Annotated in this window: 19 protein-coding genes; 15 read left to right on the forward strand and 4 right to left on the reverse strand. The window is 37.0% G+C overall.

Annotated elements, in window-relative coordinates:
• Positions 1-65 precede the first annotated feature (65 nt).
• The 8 genes from AC25Y6_RS06375 (at position 66) to AC25Y6_RS06410 (ending at position 10,147) form a co-directional block, all read left to right on the forward strand.
• Entirely contained in the window at positions 66-3,092 is a 3,027-nt protein-coding gene (locus AC25Y6_RS06375) for a type 2 lanthipeptide synthetase LanM family protein (protein WP_488142392.1), read from the forward strand.
• A gap of 5 nt (positions 3,093-3,097) precedes the next feature.
• Positions 3,098-5,239, forward strand: coding sequence for a peptidase domain-containing ABC transporter (locus tag AC25Y6_RS06380; RefSeq protein WP_488142393.1), 2,142 nt, complete (start codon positions 3,098-3,100; stop codon positions 5,237-5,239).
• Positions 5,236-6,516, forward strand: a complete 1,281-nt coding sequence (locus AC25Y6_RS06385) for a S8 family peptidase (RefSeq protein WP_488142394.1) — start codon at positions 5,236-5,238, stop codon at positions 6,514-6,516. Before AC25Y6_RS06380 ends, AC25Y6_RS06385 begins: the two co-directional genes overlap by 4 nt.
• 76 nt (positions 6,517-6,592) lie before the next feature.
• Positions 6,593-7,165, forward strand: a complete 573-nt coding sequence (locus tag AC25Y6_RS06390; protein ID WP_488142395.1) for a hypothetical protein — start codon at positions 6,593-6,595, stop codon at positions 7,163-7,165.
• Positions 7,166-7,319: 154 nt separating this feature from the next.
• Positions 7,320-7,886: an accessory gene regulator B family protein gene (locus AC25Y6_RS06395; RefSeq protein WP_488142396.1), complete on the forward strand. Its 567-nt coding sequence runs from the start codon at positions 7,320-7,322 to the stop codon at positions 7,884-7,886.
• 2 nt (positions 7,887-7,888) lie between these two features.
• Complete coding sequence (locus AC25Y6_RS06400) at positions 7,889-8,029, forward strand: cyclic lactone autoinducer peptide (RefSeq protein ID WP_488142397.1); 141 nt, start codon at positions 7,889-7,891, stop codon at positions 8,027-8,029.
• Positions 8,030-8,097: 68 nt separating this feature from the next.
• Positions 8,098-9,393 (forward strand): GHKL domain-containing protein, encoded by a 1,296-nt coding sequence (locus tag AC25Y6_RS06405; protein WP_488142398.1) that lies wholly within the window; start codon positions 8,098-8,100, stop codon positions 9,391-9,393.
• Positions 9,394-9,397: 4 nt separating this feature from the next.
• Complete coding sequence (locus tag AC25Y6_RS06410; protein WP_488142399.1) at positions 9,398-10,147, forward strand: LytR/AlgR family response regulator transcription factor; 750 nt, start codon at positions 9,398-9,400, stop codon at positions 10,145-10,147.
• Between the two features lie 295 nt (positions 10,148-10,442).
• Here the strand turns inward: AC25Y6_RS06410 and AC25Y6_RS06415 are convergent, their stop codons facing one another.
• Together AC25Y6_RS06415 and AC25Y6_RS06420 are read right to left on the reverse strand one after the other, a co-directional pair.
• Positions 10,443-11,723: a transposase gene (locus AC25Y6_RS06415; protein WP_488142449.1), complete on the reverse strand. Its 1,281-nt coding sequence runs from the start codon at positions 11,721-11,723 to the stop codon at positions 10,443-10,445.
• Entirely contained in the window at positions 11,689-12,132 is a 444-nt protein-coding gene (locus tag AC25Y6_RS06420) for a transposase family protein (protein ID WP_488142400.1), read from the reverse strand. The genes AC25Y6_RS06415 and AC25Y6_RS06420 overlap by 35 nt, the downstream gene beginning before the upstream one ends.
• 1,251 nt (positions 12,133-13,383) lie before the next feature.
• Between AC25Y6_RS06420 and AC25Y6_RS06425 the strand changes: the two genes are divergently transcribed.
• The gene (locus tag AC25Y6_RS06425) at positions 13,384-13,875 is read left to right on the forward strand and encodes a hypothetical protein (RefSeq protein WP_488142401.1); all 492 of its coding nucleotides are present in this window, start codon (positions 13,384-13,386) and stop codon (positions 13,873-13,875) included.
• 553 nt (positions 13,876-14,428) lie between these two features.
• A complete protein-coding gene (locus AC25Y6_RS06430; RefSeq protein ID WP_488142402.1) occupies positions 14,429-14,941 on the forward strand; it encodes a DinB family protein in 513 nt (170 codons plus the stop codon).
• A 501-nt stretch (positions 14,942-15,442) separates the two neighbouring features.
• On the opposite strand, the gene AC25Y6_RS06435 is transcribed toward AC25Y6_RS06430, so the two are convergent.
• Positions 15,443-15,820, reverse strand: coding sequence for an SLAP domain-containing protein (locus AC25Y6_RS06435; protein ID WP_482106429.1), 378 nt, complete (start codon positions 15,818-15,820; stop codon positions 15,443-15,445).
• A 150-nt stretch (positions 15,821-15,970) separates the two neighbouring features.
• Positions 15,971-16,948 carry a tRNA dihydrouridine synthase gene (locus AC25Y6_RS06440; protein ID WP_482102304.1) on the reverse strand — a complete coding sequence of 326 codons (978 nt, stop codon included), beginning with the start codon at positions 16,946-16,948 and terminating at the stop codon, positions 15,971-15,973.
• A gap of 489 nt (positions 16,949-17,437) precedes the next feature.
• Here AC25Y6_RS06440 and AC25Y6_RS06445 point away from each other — a divergent pair, with 489 nt between their 5' ends.
• The 5 genes from AC25Y6_RS06445 (at position 17,438) to AC25Y6_RS06465 (ending at position 20,823) form a co-directional block, all read left to right on the forward strand.
• Positions 17,438-17,779: an ArsR/SmtB family transcription factor gene (locus AC25Y6_RS06445; protein ID WP_488142403.1), complete on the forward strand. Its 342-nt coding sequence runs from the start codon at positions 17,438-17,440 to the stop codon at positions 17,777-17,779.
• A 20-nt stretch (positions 17,780-17,799) separates the two neighbouring features.
• Complete coding sequence (locus AC25Y6_RS06450; protein ID WP_488142404.1) at positions 17,800-18,297, forward strand: SRPBCC family protein; 498 nt, start codon at positions 17,800-17,802, stop codon at positions 18,295-18,297.
• 186 nt (positions 18,298-18,483) lie between these two features.
• Complete coding sequence (locus tag AC25Y6_RS06455) at positions 18,484-18,882, forward strand: VOC family protein (protein WP_482102301.1); 399 nt, start codon at positions 18,484-18,486, stop codon at positions 18,880-18,882.
• A 550-nt stretch (positions 18,883-19,432) separates the two neighbouring features.
• Positions 19,433-20,074 (forward strand): HD domain-containing protein, encoded by a 642-nt coding sequence (locus AC25Y6_RS06460; RefSeq protein WP_482102300.1) that lies wholly within the window; start codon positions 19,433-19,435, stop codon positions 20,072-20,074.
• 239 nt (positions 20,075-20,313) lie between these two features.
• On the forward strand, positions 20,314-20,823 hold the full coding sequence (locus AC25Y6_RS06465) for a YfiT family bacillithiol transferase (RefSeq protein WP_488142405.1): 510 nt from the start codon (positions 20,314-20,316) through the stop codon (positions 20,821-20,823).
• Positions 20,824-21,200: the final 377 nt, after the last annotated feature.

Here is a 21,200-nt window from a genome sequence, read left to right on the forward strand (position 1 = left end):
GAAAGGGTTAGCATATACAACAAGTATGTATATGCTAACTTACTTTATGGTTAGGGGGAAACGACATGACAGTTATGATTGAGACAATTGACAGGCGATTAGTAAACGCATTGACGATTGAAGAACGGGCAGGCGAAATTTTCAGTATGACCGAAGGAACGTGGGAAGATTGGAAAGAACGGAAATCCTTGCTAAAACAAACCGATATGGATTTCATATTCGATCATTATCAAAGTGAACAATCTTTTAAAAAGGGTATTCAGCCAATCAACGAACAAGATAGAGATGGTCTGTTACGAAAAGTAGAAGAATCCGATTGGTACAAAGTGTATCAACAAATTATCGAGAACTACGAAGAAGAACAACATTTCGATAAATATGACTACACGTATGCAATTCGCTTCTTTTTACAATTTATGAAACATTTTTTAAAAGAGAAAACAGCTGCATCCACACAATACAAATTTCATGTAGATGCTATTGTTTCAATTGTTCAAGGGTACTCAGAAGAACTGATAGGCATAATGAGCCGTACACTAGCGGCGGATATTCAACAGGTGAAAAAGGAAGCTGGATTGACAGGGGAAAATGGAGAGGAACGATTCCAATCTTATATGAAGCATCGTTTTGGCAATGTGGAATCCGCAAAAAACTTTTACCACGAATATCCAGCGTTGCTGCGGCTAATCTCCACTAAAACTATATTTTTCATGAAAAATATAGAAGATTTCATCATTCGTCTGAACGAAAATGCATCTGAAATCCAGTCCACATTGGGCCAATCATCCACTGTCGTGCAACGAATGGGTTTGTCTGCAGGTGATTCACACGACCAAGGCAAAAGTGTCATGCTCGTTTATTTCTCTGAAACAGAACTGATTGTGTATAAACCGAAAAATTTAGTTTACACAAAACAGCTAGATAGGTTTTTTGATTATTTAAATCGGAACTTAGGGACTGATTTTTATAATGTAAGAAGAATCGTAAAGCCAACCTATACGTTTGAACAATTTATCCAGCGTGAGTCATGTACTTCAGAAAGTGAAGTACGAAGTTTTTATAGACACTACGGAGAACTTATCGGATTAGCCTATCTTTTGAGAGGAACCGATTTTCATTATGAAAATATTATTGCGTATGGAGATCACCCCGTATTGATAGACGTGGAGACCTTCTTCCAACAGCATGTGCCGCTTGAGTTTGGAGAAAGTGCACATGTCCAAGCAAAAGAAAAACAAATGGATTCCGTTGTGCTGACTGGACTAGTGCCATTTGATATTCTAGCGGATCGTTCAGATGACAAGAAAAAAGGAATCAATATAAGCGGGCTTAGCCACGGAACACAAAAAACACCATTCAAAATTTTGAAATTGAATCACCATTCCACTGATGAAATGAAATTTGAATATATGGATCATTTCATCTCATCGAAATCGAATACGCCACACTTACATGGAAAAGAGATTTCATATGAACAGTATCAACAAGAAATAGTAGAAGGATTCCGTAGCTTTTTGACGTCATGTATGAAACATAAGGAAGCCTTCGCAGCGGAGTTGGAAGAGGTCTTTCAAGCAGCGCGTGTTCGAAATGTAGTTAGACCAACCCAGCGGTATGTAGATCTTCTGCAGTTTTCCTATCACCCTCATTGCATGAAGAATATGATCGAGCGTGAAAAGGTGTTACATAATCTGTTTGCTTATCCATATCGCGACAAACGAATAGCGGGTCATGAGTTGAATGAAATGTTGGAAGGGGACATTCCGCAGTTTTTCAACGAAATTTCCGATGCGCATTTATACAATTCTCAAAATGAAATGATTTCAAACGTATACAAACGAACGATTATTTCAGAAGTAGTGCAAAGCATAACGAATTTGTCAGACAAGCAAATTGAAGAACAGTGCTTACAAATTGAACTGTCCATGGGTACTTTCATGCACACTGCATCGATACCAGAGCAGTCGAAAGAAAATGTTGCGATATCTCAGGAATCTGTATTGGATGTAGTGAAGGAAGTATCCCAGTTGTTATTGGACGAAGCCATCTACGATGAGAAAACGGAGTCTATGACTTGGATTGACCTAGTCTGTAAAGATACATGGAAGTATGAGGCTATGAACAACCAGTTGTATGATGGGTTGCCTGGCATGTATGCATTTTTTGCGGCCCTGCAAGCAACAGATCCCTCAAACACGGCAGAGTATACAACGATTAAACGCAAGATATTAAATACAATGCTTGTCATCCCTAGTGCTCCGAAGGCATCCATGTTCTATGGCAATGGCGCATTGATCTATCCTTTGCTTATCGATTTCAAATTGAATGGCAATGAGGAAGCCCTAAAACTAGCATCGCAACTTGCAGACCAGATCATGATATTTGACTATGAAGATACAAATGATTGGTTAATAGGAAAACCAAGTTTAATAGTAGTCTTCCATCAATTGAGTTTGTTAACTAATAACGCAAAGTATGAAGCATACGCACAGAAATTGAGCGACAGCCTAACCTATGATGAGCAAACCCCGTTTGTAGGACTGATCCATGGAAATAGCGGCGCATACTATGCTAAAGCAATGATGGGTCTTGCAGAATCTAGTATCGATACTTGGATCACACGAGAAGATGAGCATTGGCAGGGAAGCTACTGGAATGATCCAAGACCGGAGAAGACTGGCATGACTCACGCGGTTTGTCATGGTAGCACAGGAATTTTGTTAAGTAGATGGTTGACAGAGTGCTATACGAATTCAGATAAGGAAGTGCAACAAAAAGTAGAAGCCATCGATTCTTTGTTCAATGACAAAAGAGAAGATTCAGTATGCCATGGAACTTCGGGGGATATTGAACTATTACTTGCATTGCAACAGAAAGGGAACGACACGGATGCGCTGTTAGAAAATAAAGTAAAGCAACTTGTTTCGAATTATAGAGCCTATGGACAATTTAGATTGCAAGGATATCAAACGATACAATCCAAAGGACTATATACGGGCATTACAGGAGTTCTTTACACCTTATTGCGGACAATCAATCGCGATATTCCTTCGTTTGTCCTACTACAAGCAATGACAGAGGAAGTGGAGTAAATGATATGGCAAAAATAAAGCTAATCCAACAAGCAGAGCATAGTGAGTGCGGACTTGCTAGTCTGACTATGCTGATGAATTATCATGGAATGTCGACCTCTTTGCCTGATTTACGAAATACGTACGGGGTACCAAGAGGTGGCTTCAAGATTTCAGATATGATGGTGATTTTAGAGGATCATGGATTCGAAGCGAAAGCATATAAAGTAAACACGGGGATGGAACAGTTGCAAGTGCCCTGTGTTGCTTTTTGGAATAACCGACATTACGTGGTCATTGAGAAAGTGAAAAAAAGTAAAGTCTGTATTTGCGACCCGGCAACTGGGAGAAGGTGGATCCATAAAGAGGAAGCGGAGGAATGTTTTTCTAACATTGTTATCCAAGTGGTTTCGCAAAATGAGGAGAAGTCACAAGCTTCAGAAAAGAAGACATCTTTCTTATTAGACTTTCTGAATAGTTCTTTCAAAAAACCGTTGTTCTTTTTACTCTTCTTAACAATCGGGATTCAGGGCTTAATGTTAATCGTTCCGATTGTTACGAAGTATCTTATCGATCAGTCCATAACAGTTGAAAAACATTCAATAGGTATCGTCATGCTGCTCGGTTTTGTTGTTTTACTAGGCTATTACGCCTTACAAGTAGGCAGAGGATTCATCGTTGCTCAGTTTCAGAAAATCTTCGATGATAAATTGATGTCCTTGTATATGGAGAAATTGTTGGAATTGCCTTTGCCCTTTTTCTCGAATCGCTCTACTGGAGAGCTGATCTTCAGGTCGAATTTGAGTGTGTTTATTAGACAGATACTGACGCAAAAGGCTGTTCTTCTACTCGTGGATAGTGTGTTTTTGATATTTTATACGATTCTCATGTGGAATTACTCCCCGACGCTGGCGATGATTACTGTCTTAATTGCCATGACTATGGTAATTATTTCAGTCTTAAATACTCAAAAAGTCCGACAGTTCATTGATTTAGAAATGATTGAGCAAGCAAAGGTTCAAAAGAATATTACAGAAATTATAGAAGGAATCGAAACTGTAAAATCTACAGGATCTGAGCAAACATTTTTCAAGAGATGGGAAGAAGATTTTCATAAACAACTAAAAATAACAAATGCAAAAGAACGTTTTTCAGCAGTGTTTTTGACTATTCCTCAAACGTTACAATTTGGTTTACCATTACTTTTGCTATTGATTGGATTGTATTTCGTGCAGGAGCAATCGCTTACAATGGGGACGGTCGTTGCCTTTCTCACATTGGCAAGCTCATTTATCAATCCGGTTATGGGGCTGGCTAATGTATATAATGATTTTGTGTTATTACACTCATATTTCAACAAAATCGAAGAAATCATTACACATCCAACCCAGCAAGAAGGTACTGCAAAACTAAATTCGTTTGAAAAAGTGTCCTTGCATAACGTTTCATATAAGTATAGTGAATTTGACGAACCTGTCTTGCAAAATGTCAATCTAACGATCGAACGCAGTGAAAAAGTAGCAATAGTTGGAGAAAGCGGTTCGGGTAAAAGTACATTACTGAAATTGATGGCAGGTCTGCTCCCGCAGACTTCAGGTGACATTTCCTATAATGATGAATTGCTAGTCCGCATCCAAAAAGATAGTTTTAATAAGCATGTTGCCTATACCAATCAACAAGCGATGATTTTTAACGATTCCATAGAGCAAAACATCGTACTTGGACGCACGCAAGAAGCGAACACAGAGTATTATCAACACTTACAAGATGTACTGGTCAAGTCCGATGTGTACAGTATTATTGAAAATTTACCGCTTGGTATTAGAAGCATTCTTTCGGAACAGGGTGCAAACTTATCTGGCGGCCAGCGCCAAAAAGTTGCGTTGGCAAGAAGTCTATTTAAAAAACCCGAGTTGCACTTGTTGGATGAGCCAACCTCGGCATTAGACAACATATCAGAAAGGCATGTAATGAAATCCTTATTGGAGGAAGACGCAACATGCATCGTTGTTGCCCATCGTTTGCAGACGATTCAACACGTAGACAGAATCATTGTACTAAAAAACGGAGAAATTGTAGGAGAAGGTACGCATCAGCAACTAATCGCGAACAACCTTTACTATCGACAACTATACAATGAAGAAAAAAGAATGGAGAATGCTTCTTGAAGAAACTTTATATACAAATTTTGCTACTAACCGTCGTTTGGCTTGGCTCTTATTCTGTTGCATCGGCATCAGACCGATTAGAGGTGTTTATGTTCGATGAAAGTTCGGAACTTCAGCAATATAAAAGTAAAATAAAGAACGAGTATCCGGATCTAGAGATAGAAGCGATAGATGAATTAGGACTATTACGTGTAGACGGGAAATCCGAGCAAATTGATATGATTCAGCCTATGTTTGTAAATGACTTTGTTGAGCAAGGGACTTTGCCAAAAATCACTTCTGAAACGATGGTACAAGAACCTAAAACGCTCTACCCTAAAGAATTTGAACGGTTTGCTTGGGCATTTAAAACCCCTGAATGGCCAAAGTTTGACTATTTCGAAGCAATGGGAAGTAAGGGCGTTATAATTGCAGTGATTGATAGTGGAATTGATACACAGCATCCACTGTTTACGACAAATGTTAAAGAAGGAAGAAGTTACATTGAAAACAAAGAGCCTTCAACAGACGAATTCGGACATGGTACTCAAGTGGCAGGCGTACTGCGGATGACCGCACCGAAAGCAACGCTAGTTCCCTACAAGGTTCTAGAAAGTGATGGAAACGGGGACTCGTTCCATACATTACAAGCCATTGTCGATGCCGTTGACGATGGCGCAGATATTATTAATGTGAGTGTGGGAACCTACAAATCGGAGAATTCTTCAGATGAACGTCTGACGAAGATGGCATATGAAAGAGCTGTGAAATATGTAAAACGACATAAAGTTGCAATGGTAGCATCTGCTGGAAATGAAGGATACAACTTGGATGATAAATCAAAATCAGAAGGTATTTATCACTTGCCTGGCGGTCTTCGGGATGTAGTTACTGTAGGCAGTACGACAAAGAATCATGAGTTAGCGTACTATTCTAATTATGGGAATGGTGTGGATTTGGTAGCAGCAGGAGGGGATTTCGGTCCGACTTTTTTAGAAACAGGTGAAATGAATGTTTCGTATATGATGTTGACGACAAAACCTTTACAACAACCGCATAACTTTATTGACGCTGCGGTCGAATTACCGGCAGGGTATACGTTATCATTTGGAACGAGTTTGTCGGCACCTATGGTGAGTGGAACAATGGCTATTCTAATGTCCAATGACCGTGCGAGAAAGCCGAATCCTGAAAAGTATATACGAAAAATACAACGAACAGCTACCGACTTAGGGGCACCTGGTAAGGATCCCTTGTATGGGTACGGGGAAATTAATATCCTCCGAGCGATAAAGTAAGAATGAACAAGTAGTCATTTTACAAATTGCTGCCTGTTTTCTTTTAATCTCATTTTCTTTAGGTAGGAGGAAAACTATGTATATTCTAGTGAGTTCCAATTACCCTTTAATTTCGGATCTTTTGCTAACCGCCTTTCAGAAAAAGCGACCGAAGTGGAGAGTCAACGCTCGGACTTCTTTAGCAGAATTTAGTGGAATCACTACTGAACGAATGGACAATTATGACGTAATTATAATTGAAACCTCATATGAACGGTTCTCATTTTACAAAATGAACTTAAACGAACTACGTGAATGTGCGAAACCCGTTCTATTTTTAACGAATGAAAATATCGGGGAAATTTCTTATCACACGTACGGCGTGAAAAACTTTCACGTACTGAATAAGAGTATTCCGTTCAATAATTTGATAGAAGTTATTGAAAACGGTATGGAGAGTATTGTTAACAGCTCCAAAACCAAATTGGGTGAACAAGAGCGTAGTATTTTACGGGAATTGGCAAAAGGACATTCAGTAGATTATATCTATAAGGACAAAAAGATTACGAAAGCACAAGTGGATGAGCTAATCTCTAAGATTAATATACATTTTGATACTACACACTATTTACAAGCGTTGCATAAAGCATACAACCAGAATTATCTTTAATAAGGAGTACTTTTTACGTTCGCGTGTTAAAAAACGACGTTCATGTAGTGAAGTGAGAAAATCGAAACGCTTAGATAGAAAAATAACAATGTTGTGGGTTATTCGACAAATACCTTATCCCTTTCGATATACTGTAAATGAAAGGGGTGAGGGAATGGAGTTCACCGTAAGGGAAGAAAAATTCATACAATATTATGTATCGAAAAAAAAACTATCACAGATCGAAAAAGTCAAATTAGCTTTCGGATTACGGATTGTCACCCGTGAGATGAAAAAAGTCATAGTGATTTATGGGATTGCGTTGTGGATGGGTTTACTTTGGGAAATGCTAATCGTACAGTTGGGATTTTTGTACGTACGTCAAGTAGCGTATGGGTTGCACTGTACTTCTTCAAAGGTCTGTCTTGTTGTAAGTAGTATTCTATTTCCATCGGTAACCTGGATAATGACAACTATGACAGTAACCCCGCTCGCAATTTGGGGCTGCTACCTACTAACACTAGCCATATTGTTAGTAGTAGGACCTACAAGTTCACAAAAGACGAAAGTACGAAGCAAAAAACATTATATATTTTTGTATAAAAAGTTAGTCGGACGCCTATGCGTGGGAACTATAGTCTTACTATTTCTTCCATCTCAGATAGGTGCATTGATTGTTGCAGGGATAATGATCTCAACTACTTTAGTTGTACTGGCTAAAATACAAGACAAAGGAGAATGAACATGGTCAGTTTACTTGAAATTATTTTCGTTAAATTTGGGGAAGTTTTAATAAATATCGCAGGTTTTGGTTCACGTTATATGTGTTGGGGGTTTTTGGATGAAGAAGAATTGCCAAATGAGTTAAAATCTGACGAATTTTAAACAATTGACTGCCAAATGGTCTATACTAGTATACAAAGGTATATTTACTAGAGGTCGGTGGTCCATAAATGTGGGAGATACAAATAATATTTTTATTAATTGTACAATGTATTGTGTTAATCGCATTTCCTATCGTATTCAATGGTATAAAAGTAACGAAAAAATTTGTCTTCATTGCAACGTTTTTCATTATTGTTCCAGCAGTTCTATTAATGTTTGTAATCGGCACATATTCAATTCTTTATGTGATACTATCTATCAGTATTTTAGTATATGTAAAAACACGAAGTGGAATCAGTCTATTTCATGTATTAATGAGTTTAAGTTTAGCGGTATTAGCTGATCATACGGCATCTTTAATCGTCTACCACTTTTTCGATAGACGTACATACAGCGATCTGTACCCCATTCTGCAAGTCATCATGTTTTTGGTGATCATGACAGGGTTGGCCGTCGTTTACAAAAAGGCATTCAATATTTTCAAAGGAATGAACATTTCAAATCGGTACATTTCATTATTGAGTATACTCCTTTTATTGATGACACTCATCTTTATGTATACCAATATTTTAAAGATGGACCAGGCGATTTTCATTAGTTCGGTTCAAGCAAATTTATTTATCTTCATTATTTATATTTCCCTTTTTTTCATAATCATCGGATGTATTCTTTACATAGCCAATAAGCAGCTACAAATTAAACAAAAAGAACAAGAATTTGAAGGTTTTAAAACATATATCGAATCTATTGAAATGATCAATCGGGATATGCGAAGATTTAAACATGATTATCGGAATATTTTAACGACAATGCGTCACTTCATAGATGTGAAAGATCATGAAGGTCTTGAACAATTTTTTTACAATCATATTTTACTGGAAGAGCGTAGAGAAGTAGAGGATCAACAGGCGCTGTCTTCTTTGAATCGCATACAAATGATCAGTTTGAAAGGGTTACTTACGACTAAACTCTTGCAAGCTCATAGCGCTGACATTCCAACATATGTAGAAGTTGTTGAAGACATCCAGACAGCAAACATGGACGAAATTACACTGAATCGGATGATAGGGATTCTTATAGATAATGCTATTGAGGAGAGTAAAACACTGGATGACCCCTTGCTACGGATTGCATTCATTCGCATGGATTCGAATATACTATTTGTATGCATGAATAGATATAACATCAGGCGAGAGTTGAAAATTCATGAGCTTTTTCAAGAAGGCTACACAACGAAAGAAGAAGGTCGAGGATTAGGATTGGTGAACTTACGCCATCTCATGAGGGATAAAGAGAATATACGCCTTTCGACGAAACTTCAAGGAGATTTATTCATTCAAGAATTGGTCATTGGGGGGAATTGAGGAAATGAAAATCGTCATATGTGAAGATGATGAGGTTCAGTTGCAAAAAATCCATACCATCATCGCAAACTACGCCATGATGGAAGGTAACGGGATGACCGTGGTATTGGCGACGACAGATCCAGAAGAAGTACTTTCCTTCATCGACCAAGAACAAGCAGATTGCTATTTCTTGGATATCGACTTGGAAAATAAAATCACTGGATTATTGCTAGGGGAAGCCATCCGAAAGAAAGATCCATTATGTAGTATTGTTTTTGTAACAACTCATGCAGAAATGACCTATTTGACATTCATGTACAAAATAGCAGCGTTAGATTTCATCATAAAAGACCAAACAGAGATGTTGCAAAGCCGAATACTGACGACATTGCAGGAAGTACATCGTAAATACATTCAAATAGGCCAACAAGATAAGGTAACATCCAAAATACAAATCAAAATCGAAGGTCAAATTCGTAATATTGATATTGATGAGATTTACTTTTTTGAAGCCTCACCCACAATACATAAGATAATCGCACATCTTGAAAACGAGCATCTAGAGTTCTACGGACGTCTAAAGGATTATGAGGGTGTGCACGAAACCCTATTTCGTTGTCATAAATCGTTTATTGTAAATCAATCTAAAATCAAGAGCATTGACTATAAAAGCCGGATTATCTATCTAGAAAACGAAGAAACGTGTTTAGCCTCGGCACGGTTAATTAAGGGATTGAAAAGCAAACATTGTAATCATTCTCCGTGGAATTAAATTATTAATAGTAACCCATCTTTTAACTAGCCTTCTAGCAGTTCAGCTGCTGAGAAGGCTAGTTTTTCGTAAGCCCCCAATGAATACCATTCATTCTCCGCCCCTTTTTCGGATTCATTTGCTAAGTTAGTAGGTTTTTAAAGCTATTCATGTTCATTATTCTCGTCTTGTTTTTTATCCATCTTCTTCAATACTTCTCGTTGTTCATCCTGAGAGAAGTTCGTATACTAGACAGTTGTCTCAATCGTGTTGTCTCCTTTGACAGGTGGCCGTTATTTGACGGTTCTTTCCATTGTTAGTTGAATTTACGGGATTCAAGCAATAATAGTTTATTCCGTAGAAGTTCAAAACTGTTTCTGCCATACATGATACGTTTGATGGTTTTCAACTTATTTATGCTACCTTCAGCTAATCCGTTGTTATAGGGAAGCGTACATGCATTTTCAACCGCATCTATATCCTTTTTAATACCATTGAGAAAACTAGTCAATTCATTTAATTCAAGGGCTGCGGTCTCTGATATCCATGTATGTAACAACTCTTTATCTCCCGAATGAAGAATCTCCTTGAAGCGCCAAACCAAGCGAAGTAAAGTACCGACTAACGGATACTTCTGAACAACGTTTTTTACTTGTTCTGGGGAAATAGCTTTCACTTTATTTAGTGGCTTGTAGAGTAACTTTACCAGCCACTTTCTTTCCACAATCTCCGTGGAACCTGCGGTGACGTCATCTTCCAAATCACTTTGTAACCTTTTTTCTTTCGCTATGAATTGTCTAATCGCAGCTTCTGATCCTGTATATCCTTTTTTATAAATGGAATTATAGATTTCTTTATATGTTGTTCCTTTCGAGCGCAAGGCAATTACTTCATTTCTAAAAGGGGACAATTTTCCGGGGCGCTGTACACCATATTGACCATGGATAGGATTAAAATTGGGGGATAAGTAATTTTTTATTGTGCGTTTTGTATAGCCCGTCTCTTCAGCTATTTTTCTAATACTATATCCTTTTTCTTGTAATGCTTTCACTTCGTTGACTTTATCCATAATCCTCTGGATTGCTTCATTATGTTGACGACCACGTTGGGCCTCTGAATCTATAGGGATATCTTCTTCTCGCATTCTAATGTATGTTCGAATAGTTTGAAGGCTGCACTTCGTTTGCGTTCGGATATCTTGCTTAGTGAGACCTTGAGACGCTAGGGACTTGACCCAGAGGATTTTAGTACGTCGTGAAAGTTTACTCGTTAACAGTTCGTTCATCGCGTTCTGTTCCTTGGTCAATGGAATGACAATTCGCCCACTGATATGGTGGGCTTCAGGATGGGCTTCCCGAATAGCAGCGGCATAGGTAAAGGAGCCATCTCTTGAGACATATTTTATATTAGGAAAAAGAGAGAGCCAGATAACTACGTCTTCTTTCTCTCTTGATTCTATGAGATCAATGACTCTACCATTGGCTAGGTTCACCATGATGGTACCGTAACACTTTCTCTTTTTCATTGCGAAATCATCGATACAAATAGCTTCAATATCGTCATTATTTATTACCAGTATGCTTTTTTTTTTGATAATTACAGATTGTGCTCTTTTTAACGTCGACTACGTGTTTCGATAGATAAACTGCAGCAGAGACAGAACTTTGTGCCAGTGAAACTTCCAGAATGGTTTCTTTCAATCGTTTGGTTTTCTTCGCTTTATTGTCTATAAAAGAAAAAGTTTCGGCAAATGTCGTCCGATGACATGACGGATTATCACAAAACATTTTTCGATTAGATAGCTTAATAACTACCTTTTTATCTTGAATCGGCAAATCTTGAAAGTTTCGGTTATAGCGAGAGTGGACTCGAGAAGATACACTTTGACAGGAAGGGCACACACATTCTTTTCGATTAGATGTCGCAAAGAAATAAATGAAATTTGAAGATATGTCCGTACCTGTACAAATCAAATTTCCGTCAAGTAATGTGATGAGTTCATCCATAAAGCAATCCCTCCTACATTCTTTTCCACTCTATTATAACGGAATATACCACCAATTCAACCAACGGTGGAAAGAACCATGAAATGCATCCCAAAAGTTAGAGTCAAAATCTAATTTTTGGGGTGTTTTATTATGGCTTAATGCTGATTCTTTTAAGCTCATGTTTGTAATTGATAGCCCGCTTATTTTGGGGTCGACCACTATGCATCGCACAAAGACAAACAATTTACAGGAATGAATAAACATACAAAAAAGCAATGATTCACCAATTTAACGACTATTATCCTGTTATTGTGAAATGTGTAGAATATACTGATTAATTGAACGCTGGTATCTGAAACTTTGTTAAGATGATACTCGAAGGGATGATTCAACATGGAGTTTAATCTTGGTAATGGTGCCATTCTGGGAAGCGGTCTATACAATCTTTCTTTACCTGAATACGAGAATAGCTTCAAAGTAAATATAAGAGTGCCTACCGACCATACGGTTTACATCTGTATGGTTGGCGGGTACTCTTTATTTTTTCCTTAATTCCAAATCGTATACTGCGGACAACCATTTGTTTCATTCGTTTCTGAAAAAATAAAAGTCTATGGCATTGAAGTATTGCCGTCAATTTCACAAGACAATTTTCAGGTACCTGTGCACGAAACTATTCTGGTAAATCACTACAATTACATATTTATGAACTGGAGATTAGATAGGTACATGATAATCTAATCTCTATTGGTATTATATACAATTGTGTTCGTCGTTGTTTGTTGCAAAGCTACCGTAGGCTTATTCAATAAAATTACGACATTTTTTCGAATTAACTTCTGTAAACTGTTTTATAATCGTTTTCCTTCTTCTCAACATATAATGATGAGAACTTAATTAAAAGGAGTGAAATAACATGGGTTATTTCCCATCAGAGGGGACAATGAGACCTCAATCTCCTCCCCCCTCCTATAGACCATCAAAACCTTCTACATCGTATATTATCGACTGCCAATATCAATATACTTATGTATGGCTTAATAATGGAGAACAGTTCTGGTTCTACCCAACTCGCGTGGAGTATGAAGGAGCAACTGGATATAGATGGAACGGCGCGGTCTGGGTTTACTATGCAATTGATGCAAGAAATATAGATGCTGTAGCTTGTCCTCCTATCCCAACACCATACTAAAATATTGAAAAAGTCTTAACTTGACTAGTATTAAAATATAACATTATTCAACATACTTAAAGTTTTGGAGGTATTGTATGACAAATTTTTATTCTTTTCATGGAACTGTCATGGTGATTGGTGATTTTTTAACAGGTCAAAATGGTGAAAGTGAAGGCTGTTATAAATTATTTACTGTTGAAAATGAATTGGGTGCAATCGTAAACTTCGTCGTTTCACCCTCTACTTACTTTGTTGACCATGAAATGATAGTAGTAGGAGATCGTTTGACAGGATATTATGACGGAGATGCACCTGCTCTCCTTATTTACCCACCACAATATCAGGCACTTGTTATGGTAAAAGATAACCCAAATCAAAATGTAAAAGTCAATTACTTTAATAACCAATTAGTGAGTAGTGACGGACAATTACAATTAAATTTATCTCCATTTACCCAAATAATATTAACAAACGGGCAACTCTTTTCAAGATATCCGGCGAACCGTGATCTAATTGTTATCTATGGACCTACAACCAGAAGTATCCCTGCTCAGACCACACCCTATAGAATAATCGTTATGTGTTAGGCGTAATATTATTTAAAACTCGTTCAGTTTATGGCGAGTTTCAAATAATATTTTGTTCTTTCCACAACCCTATAAAATTGATATTCCTTCTTCATACGAATAGGACAGGTTTTGAAGTTATCGCTCCTTTTTCACCGCGTTCACATAAGTACATGAGGCTTTCACCTCATACTGCGTTCCAACCAATCCAAAAAACCAATCATTTTGAACCTGTTCCCATTCCTCGCTCTTGTTCAGTTCAACAAGTAATGCTCCCCTTGTCTCAATCACTGGGCATACAACCGTTGTTGTACCAATTACTTTTTCTTGGCCAGTTGATCAGTCAGTCATCACCAAATTACAGTCAATTCGTTTTGCCTCTTGATCGATGACACTTTGATAACGGTAAATAAATTACTTTTAATAAAAAAAACGAGTACCAGGTTCTAAATTAATTCAGAGTTGAATTAAAACCTGGTACCCTTCACTTACACTCAAAGAATACTTTTCATCGTGGGAGAATATATACAGAATAGGAAGCTAGATATTTACTTTCTGGTGAAGGGAGAATTTCATGAGTAATTTAGTAAATGACAATCTGTATGAAACGAGAAATAACTTAGTAAAGGAGATTACTTCATTAAGTAATTCTCAATTTAATGGTAGGCTTGGTATGAATATGTGGAGTATAGCACAAGTTTGTCATCACTTAGTTTTAGTGGAACAGGCAACAATAAAGGCTATTGCATGGGGATTAAAAAAGGTTGATAATACTCAAACAGAACGTAAAAATGTTCATTATTTGTTGGATCGAACGAAAAAGTTTAAAGCTCCTGAAATCGTTGAACCAGATGTAGAACCATTTGAAGTTCAGTCAATCATTGATTTGTTAAACGATTCGAGAAAAAAATTTCTGACATTCCTTAGTACAATAGAAGATAAATATTTATTGGTGGAAAAATCATTTAAGCATCCTGCCTTAGGTGAATTACCACTTGACCAATGGATTGAACAGATATATTTGCATGAACAGCGACACACAGAACAAATAAAAGAGATAAAATTACTTTTAGATGCGAGGCACTAAACTTATGATTATCAAAAGATTTCTGTTTAAGTAAAGTAGAAAAAGAATTTTAACTTTTGAAGAAATGTACTTAAAGTAACGGGCTCTATGATAATACCCCTCCTTATGTAAATACTCTAATCCTTCTAATATATCGTTAAAAATAAGCCGTAGTCGCTCATAATCTGTGGAAAGCTATGGCATTAGACTTATAAGGCTAGTTTTTGACATTTTATTATGTCACACAATTTCATTGGGTTTTTAAAAGAATAGTAGCACAAACCATGGCCATGGTTTGTGCTACTATTTTTAATTTGTTTAATACGCCTTTATTTTTGCCTACGAATCTGTCATTACATAGAGTTGATAGAGGTCGAATCTCTGTTCTCTATGGCTGTTGTGAGCGAAGTAGCTCATTCATCATACGGTCGTATTTGCATGTCATCAAGCATATTACACAAGCTTTCTAGTGCTTTTTCTGGATTATTGTAATATGTGCTGCCTTGTAGGCCCCGTTTTGTATTAATTCCAAATCGTATACTGCGGATTTACAGTTGTTTCATTCATTTCTGAAAATATAAATGTCCAAGGCATAGAAGTATTTCCGGGAATTTCACAAGGTAAGCTAAACGTAGCATTGGCTTGTTGTTTGCCTTGTTCATTATAGGAAATGACTGTATTGTCAAAGCGGAAATTTAACTTCTCGAAATTGTGAATGAGTACGGTAATCAGCTGTTCACCTTTATGATTGCGAGCTTTCCATAAGAATGACAGATGGACGCCGTCTTGTAGCTGTTTTGTTTGTTGTAGGAAATGATGCATCATTTTTTCGCGATCAGTAGGGGCAATTGTTTTGTCCCATGCAGGTTCAAAATAGAGTTTTTGCATCGTCGTGGTCATCCGCCTACCTCTCAATATCGTTGGCGAACTCTTTCTCCGTACTTCCGGCGGGAACGCTCTGAAATGATTGCAGTGATTTTAGCGAAGATTTCTATGATCTCCAGTTTTTTGGGGGAGATGCGGAACCTATCTCCGTGTCCCGTGCTGTATTTAGTCTAATTCTGATTCTAAAACTGGTTGTAATAAAAGACGGACTTCATCCGTTGATTTTGTATTCATTAATTGGTTTCTCAGTTCGCCTGCACCACTAAATCCTCGAACATAGATTTTGAAAAAACGATGAAGTTGCTTGAATGAACGCGGTTCGATTTCTGTTGAATATTTATCGTGAAGTTCTAATTGTAAAAGTAATAAATTGAGAAACTCTTTCACACTATGCTCTTTAGGTTCTTTTTCAAAAGCAAATGGATTCGTGAAAACGCCGCGGCCAATCATGACACCGTCAACGCCGTATTGTTCTACTAATTTTAACCCGGTTGCACGGTCAGGAATATCTCCGTTAATGGTTAGTAACGTATTTGGAGCGATTTCGTCTCGTAGTTTTTTGATTTCGGGGATTAGTTCCCAGTGTGCATCTACTTTACTCATCTCTTTTTTTGTACGAAGGTGAATGGAAAGATTCGCGATATCTTGTTTCAATATATGTCCTAACCACTCGCGCCACTCGTCCACAAATGTGTAACCCAATCTTGTTTTAACACTAACTGGTAAGCCACCTGCTTTTGCTGCTTGAATAATTTCTGCTGCAACTTCAGGATGCCGTATTAATCCAGAACCTTTGCCATTGGCTGCGACGTTTTGTACTGGACATCCCATGTTTAAATCGATACCTCTAAACCCGAGTTTTTTCATATCAATACTCATCTGTTTAAAAAACTCAGGTTTATTGCCCCAAATATGTGCGACAATCGGTTGTTCATCTTCTGTGAACGTTAACCGCCCACGTACACTGTCTCTTCCTTGAGGGTGACAATAACTTTCTGTATTTGTGAATTCTGTGAAAAATACATCGGGTGCTGCTGCTTCACTAATGACGTGGCGAAACACAACGTCTGTGACATCTTCCATTGGTGCTAATATAAAAAACGGCTTCGGTAAATCAAGCCAAAAATTATCTTCGTTACTCATTTTATATCCTCCTGTTGCAACAATAAAAACAATATTCATCTATTGCAAGATCTTTTACTCATCATACATATTATCATTTCTTGTAGTTGGATGCACTGATACACTTCTCGAAAATGAATCCAAAAGAGAAGACATTTTCAAATGGTGTTACAGTTTGCCGGACATGCTTATTAAAAAAATGCTAAGTAGGGTAGGACTCTATTGTACGAACAACTAGCCTTTTTAAGAGGTGCTTCTAAATAGTTAAATTAAACAGGACCGATGTATTCAAGTTATCCTAATTATAATGAGCTACATCGATCTTGCTGAATATATCAGTTGATGTGTGGGTTTTAACCTGTATTTCACAAACGGTTCAGATTTGTGGAGAATCCGAAATGCATATCACTTTAGTAAAAGGGCAATAATATAGAATAAGATAGAATGTTTTATATTTATCATTTAACCAAAAGGTTGAATATAAATGAGAAGTTTGTTATATTTAACTACATGGTTAACCATGATGAAAATCAATTAAATGTAATTTTTCAAGCTTTAGCTGATCCAACAAGAAGAGAAATCGTTCATATGATGGCTCAAAAAGCAAGGACAGTTTCAGAGTTAGCAGAGCCTTTTGATATGTCTTTAGCAGCTATATCTAAACATATAAAGGTTCTGGAACGAGCAAATTTAGTAGAGAGGAGTGTAACGGGAAGGACGCATATCTGTAGCTTAAATGCAGAGTCATTGTCTCAGGCTACTGAGTGGCTCCGTTTTTACGAGAAGTTTTGGAGTCATCGTTTTGATATTCTGGAAAGTGAGTTATTGAAAGCAAAGAAGAAGGAGCACTAAATCATCGGAAGGGGAATTTTATGAATAACATCTCAGCTACATCATTAGTAATGAAAAGAGAATTTAATGTAAAACCTGAAAGAGTTTTCGACGCATGGCTGAATCCAGAAATGATGAGAAAATGGTTTTTTACATTGGAAGGCACGAATAAGGTGACGCAAAATAATCCTCAAGTAGGCGGTACTTGGGAAATTGTTGACCATAGGGAAGGACAAGATTACCGTGCGATTGGGGAGTACCTTGAAATTGATCCTCCGAAAAAAATCGTGTTCACTTTTAAGATGCCACAATTCAGCGAATTAGAAGATACGATTACAGTTGAGCTAAAAGAACTCCAACAAGGCTGTGAGATGACGTTCACACAAGTGATCCATGTGCCTCAAGAAGAGAATTGGACAGAGTCCGATATCGAAAAAGCTCTTGGCGAAACGCATGATAGCACTGAACATGGCTGGAATTATATGTTTATGGGGCTTAAGGAATTATTGGAGACAGGAAAAATTAGCTATACAGGTTAAGAAACATTTTAGACCTTAAAAGTTGTGTCAACGAACGTGTTTAATGAACAAACGGGTGTCGTTTGATTCAAGATGAGAAGTTACTCGAGTTTTCATTAACATTCGCTCTTATATTTTTGGGGTGTAAACAGGTAGTTGAAACAAGGTAACAACAATAAAGTCTATGTGAAGAAGGGAAAGCTAAATATGAAAAAGGTTACACCATTTTTAATGTTTCAAGGCGGTATTGCCGAAGAGGCTATGAATTACTACATATCACTCATCGAGGATTCAGAAATTAAAAGCATTACTCGATACGGGGCTGATGGACCTGGAAAAGAAGGTACAGTTGTACAAGCTGTATTCTCGTTAAAGGGGCAGGAGTTCATGTGTATCGACAGCCATGTTGATCATGAATTTGCGTTTACCCCGTCTTTTTCTATCTTTCTAACGTGTGATACCGAAGAGGAAATTGACAGCCTTTATGATAAAATGATGCAAAATGGCACAGCACTCATGCCTATCAATAACTATGGGTTCAGCAAAAAATTCGGATGGCTGAATGACCAGTTTGGCATATCCTGGCAGTTGAACTTACCAGAGTAATCTGGTTGCAAATGATATATGAGATATTTCACAAACGAGCATGATTGAAATGATTTTGTGTCAGAAACAGGCCAGAATGTGATATACCGCTAAGAAGGAAAAAGAATTAATAATAATTGTATTTGAGCCACAGGGTTATTTTAAATAACTTTTTGGCTTTTTTGTATTATGCATTATACTAAACAACTATTTAATTACTTCTCTTGGGGAAGTGATCAAATGGGATAACTAATTAATTTTAGGCACCTTTGCGTTGCACAAAGACAACAACTCAATAAACATGAAAAAAGCACAGATGCCCCAGTTCATCCTATTATTAAGAAGTAGCAGAACGGAATATCAAGGCATGTGAATGTGACTAAATTGACCTAGTAAATTCTTGGTTGTATGATGTTAATCCTTTTCCTGCATAACTTAGTGAGAATAAGGGAAAGTAATGATAGACACTGCTTAAAGTAAACATAGCACTGTTAAAAAGGCATAAATAATCGTGTGTATGATTAGTTTTTAATACGATAGCCCCAAAAAGTATAGAAAGGTGATGAATAAGATGGGGGTACATCAATATTTTAAAAGCTTATCTGATTTAGAACAAATTATTCGTTGTCCAGGAAAGTTTAAATTTCAGGAGCATTCTGTCGCCAGTCATTCATTTAAAGTTACGAAAATTGCTCAATTTCTTGGAACAGTCGAAGAGGAATCTGGACAGAAAGTGGATTGGAGAATCTTATATGAAAAGGCATTGAACCATGATTACGCGGAACTTTTTACAGGAGATATAAAGACGCCTGTAAAATATGCTTCGAAAGAGTTGAAGCAACTATTCAGTGAAGTAGAGGAAGAAATGACAAGAAAGTTTGTAGAAAAGGAATTACCATATGAGTTTCAAGCCATTTATTTGGAGCGACTTAAAGAGGGTAAAGATGAGACATTGGAAGGGCGCATATTATCTGTTGCTGATAAAATAGATTTGCTTTATGAAGCATTTGGTGAGATTCAAAAGGATAATCCAGAGCCATTGTTCATAGAGATATACGAAGAAGCATTAAGGACAATACTGCTGTTTCAAGATATGAACTGTGTAGAATACTTCCTAGAACATATTCTAACGGATATGCTGAGTGAACGATTTACTGAACATGGCGAGTTGACGGGTATTGCAATGCGGATAATTGAAGAACATGGAGGTTGAAAAAAATACATAAAAATAGCCAGTTCTAAAGCAAACCAACGTACAATGCTAAACCTCCATAATGGGGCTAATTTCTTGAATAACACTTAATGAACCTCCCACGACTGAAGTCACGGGTGTTCTCGGCATAATCATAAAATAAAGTAGATATGTATGTTAAACTATAATTAGAATTATGAATTAATTTGTGTGGTAATAAAAAGTGGGAAAAATAACGATTAGGGAAAAGGGGATTGAAAATGAATGTAAGATTTCCAATTGGGGAGTTACAAGTTCCAGAAAAGGTAAAGTTAGAAAACATTCAAGAATGGCTAAAGGAAACTGCTACTTATACGAATCGGTTAAGAGAAACTGTTGACTCATTAAGTGATGAGGAGTTAAGCAGAACCTATCGTGAGGGTAGCTGGACAGTTCGTCAACTTGTTCATCACATTGCAGATTCTCAGTTGAACATGTATCAACGTTTGAAGTTGGCATTAACAGATGAGAATCCAACAGTACCAGATTTTGATCAAGAAAAGTGGGCAATTCAACCGGATACAAAGCTTCCTGTAGAAAGTTCTATTAAGATGCTAGAAGGTATAAATGAGCGCATCGTATCTTTAGGAAATAGCTTAACTGAAGCGCAATTAGATCGAGTTTTTACTCACCAGAAAAACGGTGAAATAACGGTTGCAACAAAAGTTGCAAAATTAGCTTGGCACGAAGAGCACCACTTAGCCCATATAAAAATCGCATTATCAAAGTAATATAGTATGTATGAAATTGGCTTGTCGAACTTCGATAAGCCAATTTATTTTTTAAAAAGTAAGGAATTATAAAATGTGCCATAAGATTATTAAAGGTTAAATATATAGATGGTGAATGAGAAAACGAACAATTCATAGGATGCATAAAGTATCGAATGAAATTAGAAATTGTAGTAAATAATCCTCCCATATAATTGTATCGTCCTTTTCAGGTTCATCGGACCATCGATTGTTGAATAACACAGGAGGTTTTCAAGAAAAATATGGGGGAAAAGATGAAAAAAACAATAAGAGCAAGTGTGTGTGATAGAAAAGGGCTCTAATTGTGACCAAAAATAAAATTAAAAGGTTTTCATAATCGGGCACTTTTCTAAAAC

The sequence above is a fragment of the Sporosarcina sp. Y1004 genome (genome assembly GCF_057669665.1).